The 19,336-nt window shown below is 70.6% G+C and carries 19 protein-coding genes and 2 riboswitches; of the genes, 9 read left to right on the top strand and 10 right to left on the bottom strand.

Features of this window, described 5'->3' with window-relative positions; all coding sequences use genetic code 11:
• The 9 genes from JL100_RS11100 to cobD form a co-directional block, all read right to left on the bottom strand.
• A complete protein-coding gene (locus JL100_RS11100; protein WP_202679791.1) occupies positions 1 to 651 on the bottom strand; it encodes a CoA transferase subunit A in 651 nt (216 codons plus the stop codon).
• 2 nt (positions 652 to 653) lie between these two features.
• Positions 654 to 2,840 carry a DUF3141 domain-containing protein gene (locus JL100_RS11095; protein ID WP_202679792.1) on the bottom strand — a complete coding sequence of 729 codons (2,187 nt, stop codon included), beginning with the start codon at positions 2,838 to 2,840 and terminating at the stop codon, positions 654 to 656.
• A gap of 135 nt (positions 2,841 to 2,975) precedes the next feature.
• Positions 2,976 to 3,185 (bottom strand): DNA gyrase inhibitor YacG, encoded by a 210-nt coding sequence (locus JL100_RS11090; RefSeq protein ID WP_202679793.1) that lies wholly within the window; start codon positions 3,183 to 3,185, stop codon positions 2,976 to 2,978.
• 46 nt (positions 3,186 to 3,231) lie between these two features.
• Complete coding sequence (locus tag JL100_RS11085; RefSeq protein ID WP_202679794.1) at positions 3,232 to 4,041, bottom strand: energy-coupling factor ABC transporter ATP-binding protein; 810 nt, start codon at positions 4,039 to 4,041, stop codon at positions 3,232 to 3,234.
• Positions 4,038 to 4,787, bottom strand: a complete 750-nt coding sequence (cbiQ, locus tag JL100_RS11080; RefSeq protein ID WP_202679795.1) for a cobalt ECF transporter T component CbiQ — start codon at positions 4,785 to 4,787, stop codon at positions 4,038 to 4,040. Before cbiQ ends, JL100_RS11085 begins: the two co-directional genes overlap by 4 nt.
• A complete protein-coding gene (locus JL100_RS11075) occupies positions 4,774 to 5,079 on the bottom strand; it encodes an energy-coupling factor ABC transporter substrate-binding protein (protein WP_202679796.1) in 306 nt (101 codons plus the stop codon). The genes cbiQ and JL100_RS11075 overlap by 14 nt, the downstream gene beginning before the upstream one ends.
• Entirely contained in the window at positions 5,076 to 5,747 is a 672-nt protein-coding gene (locus JL100_RS11070) for an energy-coupling factor ABC transporter permease (protein WP_202679797.1), read from the bottom strand. The genes JL100_RS11075 and JL100_RS11070 overlap by 4 nt, the downstream gene beginning before the upstream one ends.
• Positions 5,748 to 5,867: 120 nt before the next feature.
• A riboswitch (cobalamin riboswitch) is annotated at positions 5,868 to 6,092 on the bottom strand.
• 63 nt (positions 6,093 to 6,155) lie between these two features.
• The gene (gene bluB / locus JL100_RS11065; RefSeq protein ID WP_202679798.1) at positions 6,156 to 6,797 is read right to left on the bottom strand and encodes a 5,6-dimethylbenzimidazole synthase; all 642 of its coding nucleotides are present in this window, start codon (positions 6,795 to 6,797) and stop codon (positions 6,156 to 6,158) included.
• Positions 6,794 to 7,855 (bottom strand): threonine-phosphate decarboxylase CobD, encoded by a 1,062-nt coding sequence (gene cobD, locus JL100_RS11060; RefSeq protein ID WP_202679799.1) that lies wholly within the window; start codon positions 7,853 to 7,855, stop codon positions 6,794 to 6,796. The genes bluB and cobD overlap by 4 nt, the downstream gene beginning before the upstream one ends.
• Positions 7,845 to 8,075: riboswitch (cobalamin riboswitch) on the top strand. (Overlaps the previous gene by 11 nt.)
• 38 nt (positions 8,076 to 8,113) lie before the next feature.
• Here cobD and JL100_RS11055 point away from each other — a divergent pair.
• The 6 genes from JL100_RS11055 to cobM are packed head-to-tail and all read left to right on the top strand — an operon-like array spanning position 8,114 to position 14,344.
• A complete protein-coding gene (locus JL100_RS11055) occupies positions 8,114 to 9,244 on the top strand; it encodes a sirohydrochlorin chelatase (RefSeq protein ID WP_228421203.1) in 1,131 nt (376 codons plus the stop codon).
• A 7-nt stretch (positions 9,245 to 9,251) separates the two neighbouring features.
• Positions 9,252 to 9,878, top strand: a complete 627-nt coding sequence (locus tag JL100_RS11050; RefSeq protein ID WP_202679800.1) for a precorrin-8X methylmutase — start codon at positions 9,252 to 9,254, stop codon at positions 9,876 to 9,878.
• Complete coding sequence (gene cbiE / locus JL100_RS11045; RefSeq protein ID WP_202679801.1) at positions 9,875 to 11,080, top strand: precorrin-6y C5,15-methyltransferase (decarboxylating) subunit CbiE; 1,206 nt, start codon at positions 9,875 to 9,877, stop codon at positions 11,078 to 11,080. Before JL100_RS11050 ends, cbiE begins: the two co-directional genes overlap by 4 nt.
• Positions 11,077 to 11,781 (top strand): precorrin-2 C(20)-methyltransferase, encoded by a 705-nt coding sequence (locus JL100_RS11040; protein ID WP_202679802.1) that lies wholly within the window; start codon positions 11,077 to 11,079, stop codon positions 11,779 to 11,781. The genes cbiE and JL100_RS11040 overlap by 4 nt, the downstream gene beginning before the upstream one ends.
• Positions 11,778 to 13,580, top strand: a complete 1,803-nt coding sequence (gene cobJ, locus JL100_RS36515) for a precorrin-3B C(17)-methyltransferase (RefSeq protein ID WP_202679803.1) — start codon at positions 11,778 to 11,780, stop codon at positions 13,578 to 13,580. The genes JL100_RS11040 and cobJ overlap by 4 nt, the downstream gene beginning before the upstream one ends.
• Positions 13,577 to 14,344 carry a precorrin-4 C(11)-methyltransferase gene (gene cobM, locus JL100_RS11025; protein WP_202679804.1) on the top strand — a complete coding sequence of 256 codons (768 nt, stop codon included), beginning with the start codon at positions 13,577 to 13,579 and terminating at the stop codon, positions 14,342 to 14,344. The genes cobJ and cobM overlap by 4 nt, the downstream gene beginning before the upstream one ends.
• On the opposite strand, the gene JL100_RS36680 is transcribed toward cobM, so the two are convergent.
• Positions 14,293 to 16,161, bottom strand: a complete 1,869-nt coding sequence (locus JL100_RS36680) for a cobalt-precorrin-5B (C(1))-methyltransferase (protein ID WP_323378482.1) — start codon at positions 16,159 to 16,161, stop codon at positions 14,293 to 14,295. The genes cobM and JL100_RS36680 overlap by 52 nt on opposite strands.
• Before the next feature lie 35 nt (positions 16,162 to 16,196).
• On the opposite strand from JL100_RS36680, the gene cobA reads away from it, so the two are divergent.
• Genes cobA through cbiB form a run of 3 tightly spaced genes read left to right on the top strand, consistent with a single transcriptional unit; the run spans position 16,197 to position 19,298 of the window.
• Positions 16,197 to 17,021 (top strand): uroporphyrinogen-III C-methyltransferase, encoded by an 825-nt coding sequence (gene cobA, locus JL100_RS11010; protein ID WP_202679805.1) that lies wholly within the window; start codon positions 16,197 to 16,199, stop codon positions 17,019 to 17,021.
• A gap of 4 nt (positions 17,022 to 17,025) precedes the next feature.
• The gene (locus JL100_RS11005) at positions 17,026 to 18,327 is read left to right on the top strand and encodes a cobyrinate a,c-diamide synthase (RefSeq protein WP_228421201.1); all 1,302 of its coding nucleotides are present in this window, start codon (positions 17,026 to 17,028) and stop codon (positions 18,325 to 18,327) included.
• Positions 18,324 to 19,298 carry an adenosylcobinamide-phosphate synthase CbiB gene (gene cbiB, locus JL100_RS11000; RefSeq protein WP_202679806.1) on the top strand — a complete coding sequence of 325 codons (975 nt, stop codon included), beginning with the start codon at positions 18,324 to 18,326 and terminating at the stop codon, positions 19,296 to 19,298. Before JL100_RS11005 ends, cbiB begins: the two co-directional genes overlap by 4 nt.
• The last annotated feature ends 38 nt before the right edge of the window (positions 19,299 to 19,336 follow it).

Below are 19,336 nucleotides of genomic sequence, written 5' to 3'. Positions count from 1 at the left end.
TCAAGCCCCCCGGTTCAGCAGGTAATCCACCAGAACGCCCGGCGTGCGGACGCTGTCGGGCGGAATCACGCCGATCGGCACGATATCCTCGGCATCGACGATCACCACGTCCGCGGCCATCGCCATGATCGGGTTGAAGTTCTGGGCCGTCAGCGAATAGGCGAGATTGCAGGCGTAGTCCGCCTGCTTGGCGTGGACGATCGCGAAGTCGGCGCGCAGCGGGAGCTCCAGCAGGAAGGGCTCGCCGTTCACCTCGATCCGCGTCTTGCCCTCCTCCACCGCCGTGCCCAGGCCGGTGCGGGTCAGTATGCCGCCCAGGCCGAAGCCCCCGGCGCGGACCCGCTCGGCCAGCGTGCCCTGCGGCACCAGCTCGACCGCGAGGTCCCCGGCGATCATCTGCCGCTGGGTCTCGGGGTTGGTGCCGATATGGCTGACGATGACCTTCGACAGGGCGCGAGCGTCGACCAGCTTGCCGATCCCGATCCCCGACCGCGCGGTGTCGTTGGCAATGACGGTCAGGTCGCGCCGGCCCTGGCGCACCAGCTCGTCCATGATCCGCTCCGACGTGCCCACCCCCATGAAGCCACCGACCATCAGGCTGGCTCCGTCGGGAATCCGGGCGACGGCGTCCTCGATCTTGATGCCCTTCATGGTCACGCCGCCTCCGATCGGTCGCCGCCCGAGAGGACTTCGGCCATGCGGGCGAGCATGGCGACGGTCCGCTCCTCCATCTCCTCGCGCGGGCCGGCGACGGCTTCCACGACCGCCAGGGCGCGGCTGGCATCGTCCGGATCGGACAGCAGCACCGGGAGCGTCGCCAGCGCCTGCGCGGGCTCCAGCTCGATGATCAGGGTCTGCTCATGGATGATCTGCTTGAGGCCCTCCGCCGGGAACCCGGCGAAGGCGGGGTCCTCCTTCAGCAGGCGGTCGGCGCGCTCCAGCCGGCTGCGCCGGACCGTGCCGCGGGCGTCGGCCAGCAGCAGCATCATGCGGACGACCGCGTGGGCGTAACCGCCCTCTGCGATCCCGTCCAGGACGATGCGGATCTCCGGCGCGTCGCGCAGGTCCCGGCTCGCCGGCGAGCCGCCCTGCCCTGCCCCTTCGGCCGGAAGCAGGCCGTGCAGACTGCCGTAGATCAGGCGGAAAGCGGCCTCCCGGGCGCTGTCGCGCATGTCCCGGTAGGTGTCGAGCGTCTGGGCGATGCTGTCGGATACGGCGCGCTCCACCGTCAGGAAGGGATTGCCCGGCTTGACCGGCCGCCGGGCGGCGCGGACCGCCTCGGCCAGAGGGGCCACCGGCCACAGGGCCGGGTTCGCGTCGCTCAGCACCGTGCGCTGGGAGCGGAGCGGATGCAGGGCGCGGCGCAGCTTGGCCGAGTTCTCGTCGGTCACCGCCCTGACGAGGGGCCGGACCATGCCGGTATAGAACCGCTCGGTGACTTCCGAGACATGGGCGGCTGCCTCGAACGCGCGCTCGTCGTCGCGCCCGTCGCTGTCGAGCTTCAGAATGTCCTCGATCTCCCGTTCGGCCAGCGCCACGCTGTAGCGCACCTCGCCGTCCACCACGCTCTTCTCGGTGATGACGATCTCGTACAGGCCGGGAGCCGCGGTCTCGATGAACTGGAGCGTGCTGACGATCTCCGTGTGTTCCTTGCGAGCGATCTTACCCGACACGAAGATGCCGAGATGGCCGACATCCTCGTGAAGCAGATACGCGATCACCTGACCGTTGGCCTTGATCTCCGCGGTGCTGGAATAGACGTCGGCGATCCAGTTCAAAGCCTGCTGCGGCGGCGTGATGTTGTCGCCGGCGGAGGCGAAGACGATGATCGGCGACCGGATATTCTTGATGTCGAAGTGGTTCTCCGCGTCGATCTCGACCCGGCCGGCGGCGAACTTGTTGCCGATGAACAGGTTGTTGACGATCCAGCGGATCTCCTCCTCGTTCATCAGGTAGAAGCCGCCCCACCAGCGCTCGAAGTCGAGGAAGCGCTTCTCCTCCGTGTCCACCTGGGAGAACAGGTTGTAGTATTTCTTCCAGAACGTATTGGCAGGGTTGAGGGATTCGAAGTTGAGCACGAGGTTGGCGCCGTCGAACCTGCCGTTGCCCAGGTCGGCCGCCAGCAGCGCGCCCCAGGAACCGCCGGAAAGGCCGCCGGTGTAGCGCATCGGGTTCTTGCCGCTGACGCCGGACCAGTAGGACAGCGGCGCGCCGTTGATCACGATCGGGCCGGTGATCTCCGGCTGGGAGGCGGCCAGCATCATGACCGCCCATCCGCCCTGGCAATTCCCCTCGATCACCGGCTTCGGCGCGTCAGGGTGGCGCTCGGCGACGGCCCGGACGAAGACCTGCTCGGCGCGGCAGACGTCGATGATGGTCTGGCCGGGCTCAGGCTCGGGGAAGAAGATCACGAAATAGACGGGATGGCCGGCGCGCAGCGCCACGCCGACCTGGCTTTCCATCTTGGAGCCGCCGATGCCCGCACCGTGCCCAGCCCGCGGATCCACGATGATGTAGGGCCGGGCCGCGGCGTCGATCTCAACGCCGGCCGGCGGGCGGATTTGCACCAGCGCGTAGTTGACCGGCCGCTCTATCAGGCGGCCGTCGACGACGATGTCGTACTCGAAAGCCAGGACCGGGGGCAGCCCCTTGCGCTCCATCTCCACGAAGCCGTTGCCGCGCTTCCGCAGGATGTCCAGGAAGATCACCTGGCGCTGCATGAGGTCCACCAGATAGTCGGAATAGGCGGCCATCAGGTTCCAGGGCGCCAGCGGCAACGCCGCCTGCTGCCGGGCGAACCCCGGAATCGGAAACAGGGTGTCGAACTTCAACCCGGTCATCGTCGCTGCTCCGTAAGGCCTCGTCTTGAAGGCCGGGACGGTATCAATGCGACATGTCGGGTCGGTTACAGTTCAGATGGATTTGAATGACATTGCAGGGGTCGCGGCTTAATGCCACGGCGATGTCCAAGCCCGTCAGTGGAGCCTCTCCGGATCGGCGTCGAAATCGGTCTCGATCTCCGCTTCCGGATCGTTGGCCTCGACCCTATAGACCCCGCCCAACCAACGGTTCAGGTCCACGTCGGCGCATCGGGGCGTGCAGAACGGTTTGTACTGTGGATCGGCCGGCCGCCCGCAGATCGGGCAGGCCGGGAGCCGGCGGGGCTTTGGGGAAATCTCGCTCATGGGGTGAGAAGTTGTTATGCCTGTCCGAGATTCCAAGACGGCCGGTTCACGCGCCGGCCCGGAGTCCCAGCATGGCCTCCCGCGTCCGGGGCCATGGCTGCGGCAGCTTCATCGCCCGCGCCAGTTCCAGCAGCAGGGGCGGCCGCAGCCTCGCCCGCGCCAGCGCCTGGGCGTCGCCCAGCACGTCGGGCGCCGCTCCCCTGATCAGCGTCATGCCCCCGTGCAGGATCGCGATGTCGTCCGCCCAGGCATAGGCGAGGTCGACGTCGTGGGTGGAGAGGACCAGCGTCATTCCCTGCGCGGCAAGCCCGTCCAGGACAGACATCAGGCGCGCGACGCCGTCGGCATCCAGCCCGGCGGTGGGTTCGTCCAGCAGAAGCACCTCCGGCCGCATCGCCAGGGCGCCCGCGATGGCGACGCGCCGCTTCTGGCCGAAGCTGAGCATGTGGGTCGGGCGGTCGGCCAGATCCGAAATGCCCAGGTCGGCCAAGGCACCGTCCACCCGCCGGCGCACCTCCGCTTGCGCCAGGTCCAGGTTGAGCGGCCCGAAGGCGACGTCGCGGGCGACCGTCGCGGCGAAGATCTGGTCGTCCGGATCCTGGAGCACCAGCGCCACCCGGCTGCGCCAGTTGCGGAGCGATCGGCGGTCGTATCCCGCCGGCGATCCATCGAGCAGCACGCGCCCGCCGCGCGGCTTCAGGGTGCCGTTCAGGTGCAGGAACAGGGTCGTCTTGCCGCAGCCGTTCGGCCCCAGCAGGGCCAGCTTGCGCCCGCGCCCGACGGCGAGGTCGAGGCCGCGCAGCGCCTCGATGCCGCCGGCATAGTCGTAGCGGAGCGCCTGCGCCTCCAGGATCATCCGCCCCTCCGCACCAGCAGCGCCGCCGACGCGACGCCGAGCGGCAGCGCCGCCCCCGCCAGCAGGCGCCAGACCGAAGGCACGCGGTCGTCGCCCGGCTGCGGCAGGTCGCTGCCAAGCCCTCGCGCCGCCATCCCGATCTCCAGCCGCCGCCCGCGGGCGAGGGAGCGCTGGAACAGGCTTCCCGCCAGCCAGCCGGCCGAGCGCAGGCTGCGCCGGGGGCCGTCGTAGCCGAGGCGGCCGATCTGGGCCTGCCGGCCGGTGGCGGCGCAATCCAGGAAGACGAAGATCAGCCGGTAGGTCAGCAGCATCAGGTCACGCACCAGCCGCGGCACGCCCAGCCGCCCCAGCAAGGGCATCAGGTCGGCGACCGGCGTCGTCAGGATCAGGAAGACGAGGCAGGAGGTAGCCGCCAGCGACCGCACGGTCACGGCGGCCGCCGCCTCCAGCCCCCCGGGCGCCAGACCTACATGCAAACCGTCGGAAACATCGACCGCCAGCGCCAGCACCGGCGCACCGGTCAGCAGGAAGCCCAGCGGGACCGCGAGCGTGCCGAGCACGGCTCCCGCCGGCACGCCCGCGCCGAGGATGGTCAGTGCCAGCATGGCAGCGATCGAAAGCGGCGCCGCGGGCCAGGGCGGCAGGACCAGGGTCACCATCAGCATGCCGAACGCGGGCAGCAGCTTTTCCAGCGGGTGGAGATCGTGCCAGCGATTGGTCCAGGCGTGGCGGTCAATCGCCAGCATGAAGCTCCGTCCGCCGATCCTCCGGCCGGCCCTCGCGCCGTCCCCGCCGAAGACCGACATAATAGCCGAGCAACCCGGCGCCGAGCGCCGCCTGCAGCGAGAACAGCAGGCTCTCGATCTCGCCGCTGGGCGGCTCCCACAGGGGCTCGAACCAGGGCTGGTACCCCCCCTGGTCGATCAGGTCCTGCGCCTGCCCATCGGAGCCGGAGAACTCGGCATTGCCGACGACCAGAAGCGGCAGGACCACGATGGCGGCGGCGGCCAGGAGAAGAATCGCGTTGCGGCCTCTCATTTCGCCCCCATCGCCTTGGTTCCGAACGCCAGCGCGGACAGCTCGTCGCGGCTGTACTGAACCAGCAGATTGACCACCACGACCGTCAGGATCCCCTCCACCACCGCGAGCGGAACCTGGGTGATCGCGAAGATCGACAGGAACTTGGCCAGCGCCCCGCCGAAGCCGGTCACCGGGTCGGGAAAGGCAAGAGCCAACTGGACGGAAGTCGTGCAGTAGGTCGCCAGGTTGCCGAGCGCCGCGGCCAGGAAGACCGCGAAGCTCCTGCCCAGGCCGGCGGCCAGCCGCCAGACGCCGTAGGCGACCCAGGGGCCGACGATCGCCATGGAGAAGACGTTGGCGCCCAGCGTGGTCAGCCCACCGTGGGCCAGCAGCAGCGCCTGGAACAGCAGGACGATGGTGCCCAGCACCGCCATGGCGTTCGGCCCGAAAAGGACGGCGCCCAGGCCGACGCCGGTCGGGTGCGAGCAGCTTCCCGTCACCGACGGGATCTTCAGCGCCGACAGCACGAAGGCGAAGGCGCCGGACGTCGCGAGCAGCAGCTTGGTCTCGGGATGGTCATCGACCACGCGCCTGATCCGGCGGACGCCGGCGACGACGAACGGCGCCGCGGCCACCATCCAGGCCGCGGCATGGAGAGGCGGCAGGTAGCCTTCCATGATATGCATTGAACTGATAACCCCCTTTTTCGACAAAAGGAGGTGCATGGATGAAGCGCCCACTGAGCCCGGCGACAAGGATGCCGCCGACCTGGCTGGCCTTCCTCCCGGTGCACCCCGCCCGGACATACGGCTCTTCCGGTGACGGCAGGTCTCCTGGCTCGCAGGTCCCGGTCGGACGCCGATGCCTTCCCGGCCCGTTTCCGGGCCAGTGGCTTGATGCCGGCGCAGACTCGCTGCTTACAGTTGCGGGGGCAGCCACGGATTAGGTCCCCTGGGGGGTCCGCCGCACCGTGTTCCCTATTAATCCCCCTCGACTCTCGCTCGGGGGAACCTGTCACCGGGAATGAAGCTAGAGGGCAAAGCATTCGCCCGTCAAGCTTCCGTGTTTCACGCGCCCTTTACCGCCCGCCGGTGTCAGCGGCGCAGCAGGACCGACGCCGCCTCGTCCCGGGCCTCCCACCCCGCCCGCTCCAGCTCGGGATCGATATGCTCCTCGACCGGCAGGCCGACGCACAGATAGGCCACCAGGGACCAAGTGGGCGGCACCTCCAACGCCTGCCGGACGGATTCCGGATCGAGTATCGACACCCAGCCGGCACCGATCCCGTAAGCCCGCGCCGCCAGCCAGAAGCTGAAGACGGCGGTGACGGTGGAATAGCGCAGCATTTCCGGCATGGTGCGCCGGCCGAGGCCGTGACCGCGCGTGGTCTCGTCGTCGTTGAACACGGCGATCTGCACCGGCGCGTCGTTCAGTCCTGCCAGCTTCAGCGTGGCATAGAGCCGGGCGCGATCGCCCGTGTAGCCGCCCAACGCCTCGGCGTTGCAGCGCTCGAAAGCCCCACGGACGGCGGCACGGCGCCCGGGATCGTCGACGCGGACGAACCGCCAGGGCCTGCTGTAGCCGACCGACGGCGCCAGCGCCGCGACCTGGACCAGCCGCTCGATCAGGGCGTCGTCGATGGCATCGGTCCGGAAACGGCGCACGTCGCGGCGCCAGCGGAACAGATCTTCCAGCCGTTCCTGAAAACCCACATCGAAAGTCGGGACTTTCTTCATGCCGGGAAGATGAACGAGCCGAGGGCGTCGCGCAAGCGTGCCGCCCCTGCGGCATCGGGCGGCAGTCCGAACCTCAGCCAGTCCGGCCGCGCCTCGAAAGGGCGGGCCAGGATGCCGGAGCGGCCAAGATGCTCGAACAGGGCGGCGGCATGGGCGGTGCGGGTCAGGCGGTAGAGGTCGGTCCCGCCGACGATTTCCAGCCCATGCGCCCGTAGCAATCCATCCAGGTCGCGCGCGGCCAAGGCTAGGCGGTCGCGGGTCGCCTCGATCCAGTCCCGGTCGGCCATGGCCGTGGCACCGACCTCCAGCGCCGGCCCTCCGACCGCCCAGGGTCCCAGGTGATCCTCCAGCGCAGACACCAGGCCGGCAGGGCCGAGCGCGAAGCCAAGGCGAAGCCCGGCGAGCCCGAAGAACTTGCCGAAAGAGCGCAGAACGCAGAGGCCGGGCCGACCGGCGGCCGAGGCGACGCTGATTGCCGGCGCCACGTCGGCGAAAGCCTCGTCCACCACGAGCAACCCGCCCCGCGCGGCCTGCCGTTCGGCAAGTGCAAGGAGTTGGTTCGGTTCGACCTGCCGGCCGTCCGGATTGTTGGGGTTGGTCACTATGACGCAGTCGGCATCGGCAGCCTCGTCGAGCGTTTCGCTCACCGCGACATCGTGGCCGGCGAGGCTCCAGCAGCGGGCGTGCTCGGCATAGGTGAAGCCCAGGATCGCCGCCCTGCCACGCGGCATCAGCCGGGGCACCGCCTGGATCAGCGCCTGCGACCCCGGAGCCGCCACGATGGCGGCGGGGTCCGCGCCGAAATAGCGGCCAGCGGCGGCGAGGAGCCGGTCGAGCGCGTCCCGGTCGGGCAGTCGAGTCCAGGCGTCGGGACCCGGCGCGGGGACCCGGATGGGCCAGGGATTGATGCCGGTGGACAGATCCAGCCACCCCTGCTTCGGGCGGCCGAATCGGGCCTCGGCCCGGGCAAGGCCGCCGCCATGGTCGCGAACCCGCGCCGGAACCGGCGCATTGTGGATTGACGCTGATGCGGGGGGACCGTAAGACTGCTGACCCATGGACATTGGTTCCTTTGCGTCCCCGTTCGGGCGCGAGGTGAAAAGGGAACACGGTGCGGCCGGGCTGTAAAGCCGTATGCCAAATCCGTGGCTGCCCCCGCAACTGTGAGCAGTGAGTCGGTTCCGATTTCACGCCACTGGCCCAGATCGCGGGCCGGGAAGGCAACGGCCCCGACGGCGACCTGCAAGCCAGGAGACCTGCCGGTGTCACTCGCAACAACAAGGGACCGGGCGGGGTGCACCGGTGAGAGAGGAACGATGAACGCGATCGCCAAACCCTCCCAGGGACCGGCACAGGCTTCTTCCGAAAAGCTCGGCGTCATGCTGTGCGGCCACGGCAGCCGCGACACCGGCGCCGTCCAGGAGTTCGCCGTCGTGGCCGGCCAGCTCCGCGCCAAGCTGCCGTTCGACGCGGTGGAGTACGGCTACCTGGAATTCGCCAAGCCGATCATCCGCGACGGCCTGGACAAGCTGCGCGCCAAGGGCGTCACCAAGGTGCTGGCGATCCCCGGCATGCTGTTCGCCGCCGGCCACGCGAAGAACGATATTCCCTCGGTGCTGAACGCCTATCAGGCGCAGAACGACGGCATGACCATCCATTACGGCCGCGAACTGGGCATCGACCTGAAGATGCTGCGCGCCGCCGGCGACCGGGTTGCCGAGGCGCTGGCCCTGGCCGGAGGCGACGTTCCGCGGCACGAGACGCTCCTGATGGTGGTCGGCCGGGGTTCGTCCGACCCGGACGCCAACTCCAACGTGGCGAAGGTTACTCGCATGCTGTGGGAGGGGATGGGCTTCGGCTGGGCCGAGACATCCTATTCCGGCGTGACCTTCCCGCTGGTCGAGCCGGGGCTGGAGCATGCGGCGAAGCTGGGCTACCGGCGCATCGTGGTGTTCCCGTATTTCCTGTTCACCGGCATCCTGGTCCGGCGGATCTACGACTATGCCGACGCCGTGGCGGCCCGTCATCCCAACATCGAATTCATCAAGGCCGGCTATCTCAACGACCACCCAATGGTGCTGGAGACCTTCTCGGACCGCGTCACCGAGATCCTCGAGGGCACCGGCAATATGAACTGCCAGATGTGCAAGTACCGCGAGCAGGTCCTGGGTTTCGAGGCGGAGGTCGGCCTGCGCCAGGAAAGCCACCACCATCACGTGGAGGGCATCGGCACCGGAGAGGCGCACGGTCATGACCACGGTCACGGTCATGACCACGGGCATCACCATCATGACCACGGGGACCATCACCACGCCCACGGACATAATCACGCGCATGGGCACGGCCATTCCCACGACCATGGCGGCGCCGGGCACCATCATCATCCCTACCCCCATGCCGACCATCCGCTGGGGCCGAGAAGCATGACGAAGCAGGCTCGCGACTGATCCGGTGATGGACTATCTGCGTGACCCGGCGGAGATCTACCGCCGCTCCTTCGCGATGATCGCGGAGGAGGCGGACTTGGCCGGCCTGCCGCCCGACGTGGCCGAGTTGGCGACCCGCCTGATCCACGCCTGCGGCATGGTCGATCTGGTCCGCGACCTCGCCTGGAGCCCGGACGTGATGTCGGCCGGCCGGGCTGCGCTGGCTGCGGGGGCCGTCGTCCTGACCGATGCCAGCATGGTCGCCTCCGGCATCATGGCGTCGCGCCTGCCGGCCGGCAACCCGGTGCTGTGTACCCTGGCCGAACCTGCCGTGCCGGCCCTGGCCGCCGGGCTCGGCACTACCCGGTCCGCCGCCGCCCTGGATCTCTGGCTGCCGCACATGGAAGGGGCGATCGTCGCGATCGGCAATGCCCCGACCGCCCTGTTCCGCCTGCTGGAACTGCTGGACGCCGGAGCGCCCCGCCCGGCGGTGATCCTGGGTTTTCCCGTGGGGTTCGTCGGCGCCGCCGAATCCAAGGCCGAGCTGGCCGCCGACCCGCGCGGCGTTCCCTTCGTCACCGTCCGCGGCCGGCGCGGCGGCAGCGCCATGGCGTCGGCCGCGGTCAATGCGCTCGCGATCGGGGCTTCGGCATGACAGGCTCCGCCGGGGCGTGGCTGTCCGTCGTCGGCATCGGCGAGGACGGATTGGACGGCGTGTCTCCGGCCGGCCGCAGGCTGATCGATGCCGCCGTGGTGCTGATGGGCGGTGAGCGCCACCTCGCCATGATCCCCGGCGACGGGCGCGAGCGGCTGGCCTGGCCGTCACCCTTCAGCGAGGGAGTCGAGCGGCTGATCGGCCTGCGCGGGCGCAGGGTCTGCGTGCTGGCGAGCGGCGACCCCATGGACCACGGCATTGGCGCCACCCTGTCGCGCCGGGTTGCCGCCGGTGAGATGATCGTCATCCCGGCACCGGGAGCCTTCGCCCTGGCCTGCGCCCGGATGGGCTGGGCGCGGGCGGAGGTCGAGACGCTGTCGCTCCACGGTCGTCCGGCGGCCTTGCTCCATGCCCATGTCCAGCCCGGCGCCCGCCTGCTGATCCTGTCCCAGAACGGCGGTACGCCCGGGAAGGTCGCCGATCTGCTGCGGCAGCGCGGTTACGGGGACAGCCGGATCACTGTGCTGGAGCATCTGGGCGGCCCCCTCGAACGGCGGCGGGAATGGGCCGAAGCGGACGAGTACGCCGATCTGAACACGATCGCGGTCGAGTGCGTCGCCGGTCCCGGCGCGCCGCTGCTGCCGCGCACGCCGGGGCTGCCGGACGAAGCCTTCCACCACGACGGGCAATTGACCAAGCGGGAGGTCCGGGCGGCGACCCTGGCGGCCCTGGCGCCGGTTCCCGGACAGGTGCTGTGGGACGTGGGGGCCGGCTGCGGCTCCATCGCTCTGGAATGGATGCGCCATCACCCCACCTGCCGCGCCGTCGCGATCGAGCCGCGCGGCGACCGCCTCGCCCTGATCGCGGCGAACGCCGAGGCGCTGGGCTGTCCCCTGCTCTCCATCATCGAGGGCAAGGCGCCGGCGGCCCTGGCCGGGCTTCCTTCCCCTGACGCGGTCTTCATCGGCGGCGGCATCACGGCACCCAGCCTGTTCGAGACTTGCTGGGAAGCGTTGTCCCCCGGCGGCCGGCTGGTCGCCAACGCCGTCACCATCGAGGGCGAGCAGGTGCTGACCAGGGCCTATGCCCGGCTGGGCGGCAGCCTGACCCGCATCGCTATCTCCAGGGCCGAACCGGTCGGCCCGTTTTCCGGCTGGCGTCCCCTGATGCCGGTCACCCAACTGGCGCTGAACAAGACATGAGCGGAACCCTCTACGGCCTGGGTGTCGGGCCGGGCGACCCGGAGCTGATCACCCTGAAGGCTTTGCGCCTGCTGCGGTCCTCCCCCGTCGTCGCATACCCGGCTCCGGAACATGGCGACAGCCTGGCCCGCGCCATCGTTGCCGGTCACCTGCCCGGCGGGCAGACCGAAGTGGCGATCCGCATGCCCATGCTGGTCGAGCGCTTCCCGGCGCAGGAAGTCTACGACCGCGCGGCGGCGGAGTTGGGCGACCATCTGGCGGCCGGGCGCGACGTCGCCGTGCTGTGCGAGGGCGATCCCTTCTTCTACGGCTCGTTCATGTACCTGTTCGGCCGCATGGCGGAACGCTTTCCGGTGCAGGTGGTGCCGGGCGTCTCCTCCCTGACCGCCTGCGCTGCCGCCCTGGGAGCGCCGCTCGCAGCCCGGAACGACGTGCTGACCGTGCTTCCCGCCCCACTTCCGGCCGACCTGCTGCGCGAGCGCCTCGCCCAGACCGACGCCGCCGCGATCATGAAGCTGGGGCGTCATTTCGCCAAGGTGAGGGACGTGCTGGAAGAGCTGGGCCTTGCCGGCCGGTCGCGCTACGTGGAGCGTGCCACCATGGCGAACCAGCGGCTGCTGCCGCTGGACCAGGTGGACGCCGATTCCGTTCCCTATTTCTCGATGGTGCTGGTCCACCGCCGGGGTGAGGCCTGGGCATGAGCGCACCCGTTTTCGTCGTCCTGTCGCAATCCGGGTTCGAGGTCGCGTCGGGCGCCCGGACCGTCCTGCCCGGCGCGGAGATCCACGGGCTCGCCCACCGGGTCGCCGGGGCGGACAGGAGTTTCTCCGCCACGCTCGACCATCTGCGGGCGCTGTTCGCGGCCGGCACGCCGATCATCGGCGTGTTCGCCGCCGGCATCCTGATCCGCGCGCTGGGTCCCGTCCTGTCGGACAAGCGCGCCGAACCTCCCGTACTGGCCCTGGCGGAGGACGGCAGCGCGGTCGTCCCGCTGCTGGGCGGCCACCATGGCGCCAACGACATGGCGCGCCGGCTGGCGGCGGCGCTGGGCATCGAGCCGGCCATCACGACCGCCGGAGACCTGAATTTCGGCGTGGCCCTGGACGAGCCGCCGGCCGGCTGGCATCTCGCCAACCCGGAGGACGCCAAGCCCTTCACCGCCGCCCTGATGGCGGGAGCGCGGGTCCGGCTGGAAGGCACGGCCCCCTGGCTGACCGCCACCCGCCTGCCCTTCTCGGCCGACGGCAGCCTGACATTGCGGGTCACGGAACAGGCCGAAGCCGGTTCCGAATCCTGCCTCGTCTATCATCCTCCCGTGCTGGCGGTCGGCGTCGGGTGCGAGCGCGGCGCTTCGGCGGAGGAAGTGACGGCGCTGGTGCGCGAAACCCTGGCCTCCGCCGGCCTGACCGAAGGGGCCGTTGCGGCGCTCTGCTCGATCGACGTCAAGATGGACGAGCCGGCGATCCATGCCGCGGCGGCCGATCTTGGTGTCCCGGTCCGCTTCTTCGACGCCGCCCGGCTGGAGGAGGAGGCCCCCCGCCTTGCCAACCCGTCCGACCTGGTGTTCCGCGAGGTCGGCTGCCACGGGGTCGCCGAAGGGGCGGCGCTGGCGGCGTCGGGCGGAACGCTGGCGGTGCCGAAGCGGAAGTCGGCGCGGGCGACCTGCGCCGTCGGGCTGGCGCCGGCGCCGCTCCACGCTGACACCATCGGGCGACGCCGCGGACGGCTCTCGGTCGTCGGGATCGGGCCGGGCAGCGACGGCTGGCGCACGCCGGAGGCGGACCGCTGGCTGGCAAGTGCCACCGACCTCGTCGGGTATCATCTCTATCTCGATCTCCTCGGCGATCTTGCGGCCGGCAAGCGGCGGCACGGCTATGAGCTGGGGGCTGAGGAGATGCGTGTGCGCGTCGCCCTCGACCTCGCGGCGGAGGGCCGCGACGTGGCCCTGGTCTCCAGCGGCGATGCCGGCATCTATGCCATGGCAACGCTGGTGTTCGAACTGGTCGAGCGCGAGGGACGGGCGGATTGGGCGCGGCTCGACATCGCGGTGACGCCCGGCATCTCGGCGCTCCAGGCGGCGGCGGCACGGGCCGGCGCTCCCCTCGGCCACGACTTCTGTACCATCTCGCTGTCTGACCTGCTGACTCCCTGGCCGGTGATCGAGCGGCGGATCCGCGCCGCTGCCGAGGGCGATTTCGTGATCGCCGTCTACAACCCGGTGTCGCGCCGCCGCACGGAGCAACTTCCCGCCATGAAGGCGGTCCTGCTGGAACACCGTCCCGCCGCCACGCCGGTGATCCTGGCCCGCAACCTGGGCCGGCCGGGCGAGACCATCGCCGTGACCACCCTGGCGGCCCTGGACGTGGCCGACGTGGACATGCTGACCCTCGTCCTGATCGGCTCCAGCGAGACCCGTGCGCTGCCGCGCGGCGATGGCGGCACCTGGGTCTACACCCCCCGCGGCTATGCCGCGAAGCATCCGGACGAAAAGCCCTCATGACGGTTCACTTCATCGGCGCGGGCCCCGGCGCCCCCGACCTGATCACGATCCGCGGGCGCGACCTGATCGCCCGCTGCCCGGTCTGTCTCTATGCCGGGTCGCTGGTGCCTCCCGAAGTGGTGGCCTATGCGCCGGAGGGCGCCCGGGTCGTGGACACCGCTCCCCTGACGCTGGACGACATCCTGGCCGAGATCGAAGCCGCCCATGCGGACGGCAAGGACGTGGCGCGGGTCCATTCCGGCGATCCCTCCCTCTACGGAGCGATCGGCGAGCAGATCCGCCGCCTGGACGCGCTGGGCATCCCCTACGACATCACGCCGGGGGTGCCGGCCTATGCGGCGGCCGCCGCCCTGCTGCGGACCGAGCTGACGCTGCCGGAGGTTTCGCAGACCGTCATCCTGACCCGCACGGCCATGAAGTCCTCGCCGATGCCGAACGCGGAGACGCTCGATATCCTGGGACGGTCGGGCGGAACCCTGGCGATCCATCTGTCGATCCGCAACATGACCAGGATCGTCGAGGAGCTGTCGCCCCACTACGGCGCCGATTGCCCGGTCGCGGTGGTCTATCGGGCGACCTGGCCCGACGAGCAGGTGATCCGCGGCACGCTGGCCGACATCCGGGAGAAGGTGCGTGAGGCGAAGATCACCCGCACCGCGCTGGTGATCGTCGGCCGAGTCCTGGCGGCGGAGGATTTCCGCGACAGCGCGCTCTACGACCCGGAGCATGTCCATGTGCTGCGGCCCGAGCGCAAGGTCCGGTGAAGCCACTCCAGCGCTTCCTCCGCGGTGCCGGCGCGGGGTCCGGCCGGCGGCGCGGGACGGCGGACCATGATGACCGGAATTCCCAACTCCCGCGCGGCGGTAAGCTTCGGCTGACTGGCACCGCCGCCGCTGTTCTTGGCGACCACGACGGTGATGCCGTGGTCGGCCAGCAAGGTCCGTTCGGCATCCAGGTCGAAGGGACCGCGCCCTGTCACCAGGACTATGTTGGGGCTCGGCGGTTCCTGCGGGTCGATCACCCGCGCCAGGAACCAGGCGTCGTCGCGGGATGCGAAAGGGCCGAGTTCCTGGCGGCCGACGGTCAGGAACGCGCGGGCACCGCTCGGCACCGCCGCCACGGCGGCTTCCATGTCGTCCACCTCGATCCAGCGGTCGCCGGGTCCGGCCACCCATTCCGGCCGCACCAGCGCCAGGCGGGGCACGCCGGCCTGCCGACAGGCCTCCTCCGCATTGCGGGAGATCGTGGCGGCGAAGGGGTGTGTGGCGTCGATGACGGCGGCGACCGCATTGTCCCTCAGATAGGCGGCCAGTCCCTCGGCACCGCCGAATCCGCCGATGCGGACTTCTCCCGGCAGGGCGGCCGGCGCGCGGGTACGGCCGGCCAGGGAGGTGACCACCGGCATGCCCTCCAGGCCGCGGGCCAGTTCCGCCGCCTCCGTCGTGCCGCCGAGGATCAGCACTTTGCCGGGAGGGGTAGAGGCGAAGCCGGCGCACCCTTCCAGCGCGCCCTTGCGGTCGAACACGAGGACCTCCACGTCGGTGCCGCATCCGCGCAGCGTGTCCAGCGCCACCGCCCGCGCCCGGTCCGCCACGAGGTCGGCAAGCGGAAGGCCGGCGGCGACCGCACGGGTCAGCACTTGGTTCGCGGTGTTGGAATGTCGGGTGCGTTCGATTTCGTCGGGCGAGGCGCCCAGTTCGGCCATTCGGTCGGCAAGCCAGTTGAAATCGACCTGACTGCGGCCCGAATGGAGGTCCAGGAAACCCTGGGCCATTTTAGACAACTTGCCGAAACCGCCCGCGATTGTCAAGCGCGGCACGGGATGACGGCGCAGATACTTCAGCATTCCGCCGGCGAAATCCCCCATGTCGAGCAGCGCCAGATCGGACAGCCCGTGGAGCCGCTGGACCGCCTGTTCGGAGGTGGAGCCGGTCGAGCCTGCGACATGGTCGATCCCGTTGGCCCGCGCCACGTCGATCCCACGGTGTATGGAGTGGATCCAGGCCGAGCAGGAGAACGGCACCACGATGCCGGTGGTGCCCAGGATCGACAGCCCGCCGACGATGCCGAGGCGGGGGTTCCAGGTCTTGAGCGCGATCTCGGCACCGCCTGGAATCGAGACCTCGATCACCACGTCGCCCGCGTCGCCATGGGCCGCCGCCAGCTCGGCCACCGCCTCCGACATCATGCGGCGGGGAACGGGGTTGATCGCCGGCTCGCCGGGCGGGATCGGCAATCCCTCCTTGGTGACGGTCCCGACGCCCTCGCCGGCCCGGAACGTGACGCCGGTTCCCGGAGCGCCGCGGCCGACGGTCGCGATCACCAGGGCGCCGTGAGTCACGTCGGGATCGTCGCCGGCGTCCTTGACCACGCCGGCGGCGCAGCGATCGGGGCCAAGCGCCTCCCAGGCCAGGGCGAAGGCGGGTGTTTCCCCGCCCGGCAGGCGGATCGTCACGGGGTCCGGGAACTCGCCGGTGAGCAGCGCCGCGTAGGCCGCGCGGGTGGCGGCGGTGGCGCAGGCTCCGGTCGTCCAGCCACGGCGCAGGGGACGATCGGGGACGTCTTCCGGTTTGTCGGTCATGGCGTGGCTTATAGACGCGGTGTAAAGTGGCGGCAATGATCCCCTCATCCTCACCCCTCCCCTTCCCCGAGTTCGAACCCGGCTGGGTCTGGCTCGCGGGCGCCGGCCCGGGAGACCCCGGCCTGCTCACCCTCCATGCCTGGCACGCGCTGCGCCACGCCGACGTGATCGTCTATGACGCGCTGGTCGGGCCGGACATCCTGGGCATGGCGCAGCCCGAAAGCCGACTGGAGTTCGCCGGCAAGCGCGGCGGCCGGCCGTCGCCCAAGCAGCCCGACATCTCCCGCCGGCTGGTCGAACTGGCGCGGCAGGGCCTGCGCGTGCTGCGCCTGAAGGGCGGCGATCCCTTCGTGTTCGGGCGCGGCGGCGAGGAAGCGCTGATGCTGGTCGAGCACAAGGTGCCGTTCCGCGTGATCCCCGGCATCACCGCCGGGATCGGCGGCCTGGCCTATGCCGGCATCCCCGTGACCCACCGCGACCGGAACCATGCCGTGACCTTCATGACCGGGCACAGCGCCTCCGGGCTGGTGCCGGACACGATCGACTGGACCGCCGTGGCGCGCGGCTCGCCGGTGATCATCATGTACATGGCGCTGAAGCACCTTGCCCTAATCGCGGACCGCTTCATGGAGGCCGGGCGCCCGCGCGACCAGGCGGTCGCGATCGTGACCAACGCGACCCTGCCGAACCAGCATGTGCTGGAGACGACGCTGGAGCGCGCGGCATCGGACGTGGCGGAGCACGGCATCGAGCCGCCGGCCATGGTGGTGGTCGGGGACGTGGTGCTGCTCCGGCCGGCGCTGGACTGGCTGGGCGCCCTGTCCGGCCGCATCCTGACCACCAGCGGCGTGGCTGGCTGAGGCCGTGGCGGCACCGGGGCTCGTGCTGGCGGCTCCCGCCTCGGGCAGCGGCAAGACCGTCACGGTCCTGGCGCTGCTGAGGCATTTCAGCCGGTCCGGCGTGGCGGTGGAGTCGCGGAAGGTCGGGCCGGATTATATCGACCCCCTGTTCCACGCGGCGGCCAGCTGCAGGCCCTGCCTGAACCTGGACCCCTGGGCGATGAGCCCGGCCACGCTGGCGCGGCTGGCGGAGGCCGACGCGGAGCTGCTGGTGGTCGAGGGTGTGATGGGCCTTTACGACGGAGCGGCGGACGGCTCCGGCTCGACCGCGGACCTGGCGGCGCTCGCGGGATGGCCGGTCGTGCTGGTGGTGGACGCCAAGTCCCAGGCACAGTCGGTCGCGGCGTTGGTCCATGGCTTCGCCAGCTTCCGGCGGGACGTGACGGTCTCGGGAGTGATCCTGAACCGGGTCGGCAGCACCCGGCACGAGGCCCTGCTGAGGGCCGCCCTGGAACCGCTCGGAATCCCCGTGCTGGGCGCCCTGCCCAAGCTGGAGGCGCTGGAGCTGCCCGACCGCCACCTGGGGCTGGTGCCTGCCGGGGAGCATGCGGGGCTGGACGCCTTCCTGGACCGGGCGGCGGATGCCGTGGCCCGGCATGTGGATACCGCGGCCCTGCGCCGGCTGGCGCGACCGGCGGCGTTCCCGGCGGAGGCAGGGGGTGCGCCGCTGCCGCCGCTTGGGCAGCGTATCGCCGTCGCCCGCGACGAGGCCTTCGTCTTCGCCTATCCCCATCTGCTGGCGTCCTGGGCCGGTCAGGGCGCCGAGCTGATGCCGTTCTCTCCCCTGGCGGACGAGGCGCCGGACAGTCGGGCCGACGCGGTCTTCCTGCCCGGCGGCTATCCGGAACTTCATGCCGGGCGGCTCGCCGGGGCCGCGCGGTTCCTGGGCGGCACCAGGGCAGCCGCAGAGCGCGGGGCCGTCGTCTATGGGGAATGCGGCGGCTACATGGTGCTGGGTAGGGCGTTGGAGGACGGCGACGGAGTCCGGCACGCGATGGCCGGGCTGCTGCCGCTTGAGACGTCCTTCGCCAAGCGCCGGCTGCACCTGGGCTACCGCGAAGCCGTGGCGGTTTCGGCGACGCCGTTCGGCTCCGCCGGTACGGTGCTGCGCGGGCACGAGTTCCACTATGCCAGCATCACGGCGGAGGAGGCCGACCCGCCGCTGTTCAGGGTCCGCGACGCGCGGGGCGACAAGCTGGGCGGCATGGGCGCCCGGCGCGGCACGGTGATGGGGTCGTTCCTCCATGTGGTGGACGTCCGGGAATGAACCAGGACGCCGTCCTCCTGCTGGCCCTGGGGATCGATGCGGCGTTCGGCGAGCCGGCCTGGATCTATGCCCGCCTGCCCCATCCCGTCGTCCTGTTCGGCCGGCTGGTCGGCCTGCTGGACCGGAATCTCAACCGCGATGGCTGGAAGCCGGCGGCGCGGCGGCTGGCGGGTGTCGTGGCGGCACTGCTGCTTCTGGCACTGACCGCCGGCCCGGCCTGGCTCGCCAGCCTGGCTTTCGAGGCCATGCCCTTCGGCTGGGTCCTGGAAGCCCTTCTGGCTAGCACGCTGATCGCCCAGCGGAGCCTTTACACCCATGTGGCGGCGGTGGCATCGGCGCTGGAGGGCGGGGGGCTGGCGGGCGGGCGGCGGGCGGTGTCCATGATCGTCGGGCGCGACCCGGAGAGCCTGGACGAGCACGGCGTCTGCCGTGCGGCCATCGAGTCCTGCTCGGAGAACTTCTCCGACGGCATCGTGGCGCCGGTCTTCTGGTTCGCGGTGCTGGGGTTTCCCGGGCTGGTAGCCTACAAGGCGATCAACACGGCGGACAGCATGATCGGCCACCGGACCCCGCGCCATCAAGCCTTCGGCTGGGCGGCGGCGCGGCTGGACGATCTGGTAAACCTGATGCCGGCGCGGCTGGCCGGCCTGTTCATCATTCTGGGCAGCGCCGTCGCCCTGCGGGGCAAGCGGCTGCGTCGCGCTCATGCGGCCTGGAAGACCATGCTGCGCGACGCCGGCAAGCACAAGTCGCCCAACGCCGGCTGGCAGGAAGCCGCCATGGCCGGCGCGCTGGGCCTCGCGCTGGCGGGGCCGCGCCGCTACGGGGCCGTCGTGGTGGACGATGCCTGGATGGGCGAAGGCGGCAGACGGGAGGCGACTTCCGAGGATATCCGCCGGGCGCTCCGCATCATGGCTGCCGCGTGCGGCCTTCAGGCCGGGCTGATCGCGACGCTGGCGTTCCTGCTATAGGGCGGGTTTCGTAGGTCGGCCTTCGCCGTCAGGCGAAC

It is taken from the genome of Skermanella mucosa (assembly GCF_016765655.2).
Classification (GTDB): Bacteria; Pseudomonadota; Alphaproteobacteria; order Azospirillales; family Azospirillaceae; genus Skermanella; species Skermanella mucosa.
This window is presented reverse-complemented; position numbering and strand designations above follow the sequence as displayed.

What these genes read in the sequence shown, in the direction of transcription:
- JL100_RS11090 (WP_202679793.1), bottom strand. Translation starts at nt 3,185, where the DNA reads ATGAGCGAGATTTCCCCAAAGCCCCGCCGGCTCCCGGCCTGCCCGATC.
- cobD (WP_202679799.1), bottom strand. Translation starts at nt 7,855, where the DNA reads ATGGGTCAGCAGTCTTACGGTCCCCCCGCATCAGCGTCAATCCACAAT.
- bluB (WP_202679798.1), bottom strand. Translation starts at nt 6,797, where the DNA reads ATGAAGAAAGTCCCGACTTTCGATGTGGGTTTTCAGGAACGGCTGGAA.
- cbiB (WP_202679806.1), top strand. Translation starts at nt 18,324, where the DNA reads ATGAACCAGGACGCCGTCCTCCTGCTGGCCCTGGGGATCGATGCGGCG.
- cobA (WP_202679805.1), top strand. Translation starts at nt 16,197, where the DNA reads ATGATCCCCTCATCCTCACCCCTCCCCTTCCCCGAGTTCGAACCCGGC.
- cbiQ (WP_202679795.1), bottom strand. Translation starts at nt 4,787, where the DNA reads ATGCTGGCGATTGACCGCCACGCCTGGACCAATCGCTGGCACGATCTC.
- JL100_RS11070 (WP_202679797.1), bottom strand. Translation starts at nt 5,747, where the DNA reads ATGCATATCATGGAAGGCTACCTGCCGCCTCTCCATGCCGCGGCCTGG.
- cobM (WP_202679804.1), top strand. Translation starts at nt 13,577, where the DNA reads ATGACGGTTCACTTCATCGGCGCGGGCCCCGGCGCCCCCGACCTGATC.
- JL100_RS11055 (WP_228421203.1), top strand. Translation starts at nt 8,114, where the DNA reads ATGAACGCGATCGCCAAACCCTCCCAGGGACCGGCACAGGCTTCTTCC.
- JL100_RS36680 (WP_323378482.1), bottom strand. Translation starts at nt 16,161, where the DNA reads ATGACCGACAAACCGGAAGACGTCCCCGATCGTCCCCTGCGCCGTGGC.
- JL100_RS11050 (WP_202679800.1), top strand. Translation starts at nt 9,252, where the DNA reads ATGGACTATCTGCGTGACCCGGCGGAGATCTACCGCCGCTCCTTCGCG.
- JL100_RS11085 (WP_202679794.1), bottom strand. Translation starts at nt 4,041, where the DNA reads ATGATCCTGGAGGCGCAGGCGCTCCGCTACGACTATGCCGGCGGCATC.
- JL100_RS11040 (WP_202679802.1), top strand. Translation starts at nt 11,077, where the DNA reads ATGAGCGGAACCCTCTACGGCCTGGGTGTCGGGCCGGGCGACCCGGAG.
- JL100_RS11100 (WP_202679791.1), bottom strand. Translation starts at nt 651, where the DNA reads ATGAAGGGCATCAAGATCGAGGACGCCGTCGCCCGGATTCCCGACGGA.
- JL100_RS11095 (WP_202679792.1), bottom strand. Translation starts at nt 2,840, where the DNA reads ATGACCGGGTTGAAGTTCGACACCCTGTTTCCGATTCCGGGGTTCGCC.
- JL100_RS11075 (WP_202679796.1), bottom strand. Translation starts at nt 5,079, where the DNA reads ATGAGAGGCCGCAACGCGATTCTTCTCCTGGCCGCCGCCGCCATCGTG.
- cbiE (WP_202679801.1), top strand. Translation starts at nt 9,875, where the DNA reads ATGACAGGCTCCGCCGGGGCGTGGCTGTCCGTCGTCGGCATCGGCGAG.
- cobJ (WP_202679803.1), top strand. Translation starts at nt 11,778, where the DNA reads ATGAGCGCACCCGTTTTCGTCGTCCTGTCGCAATCCGGGTTCGAGGTC.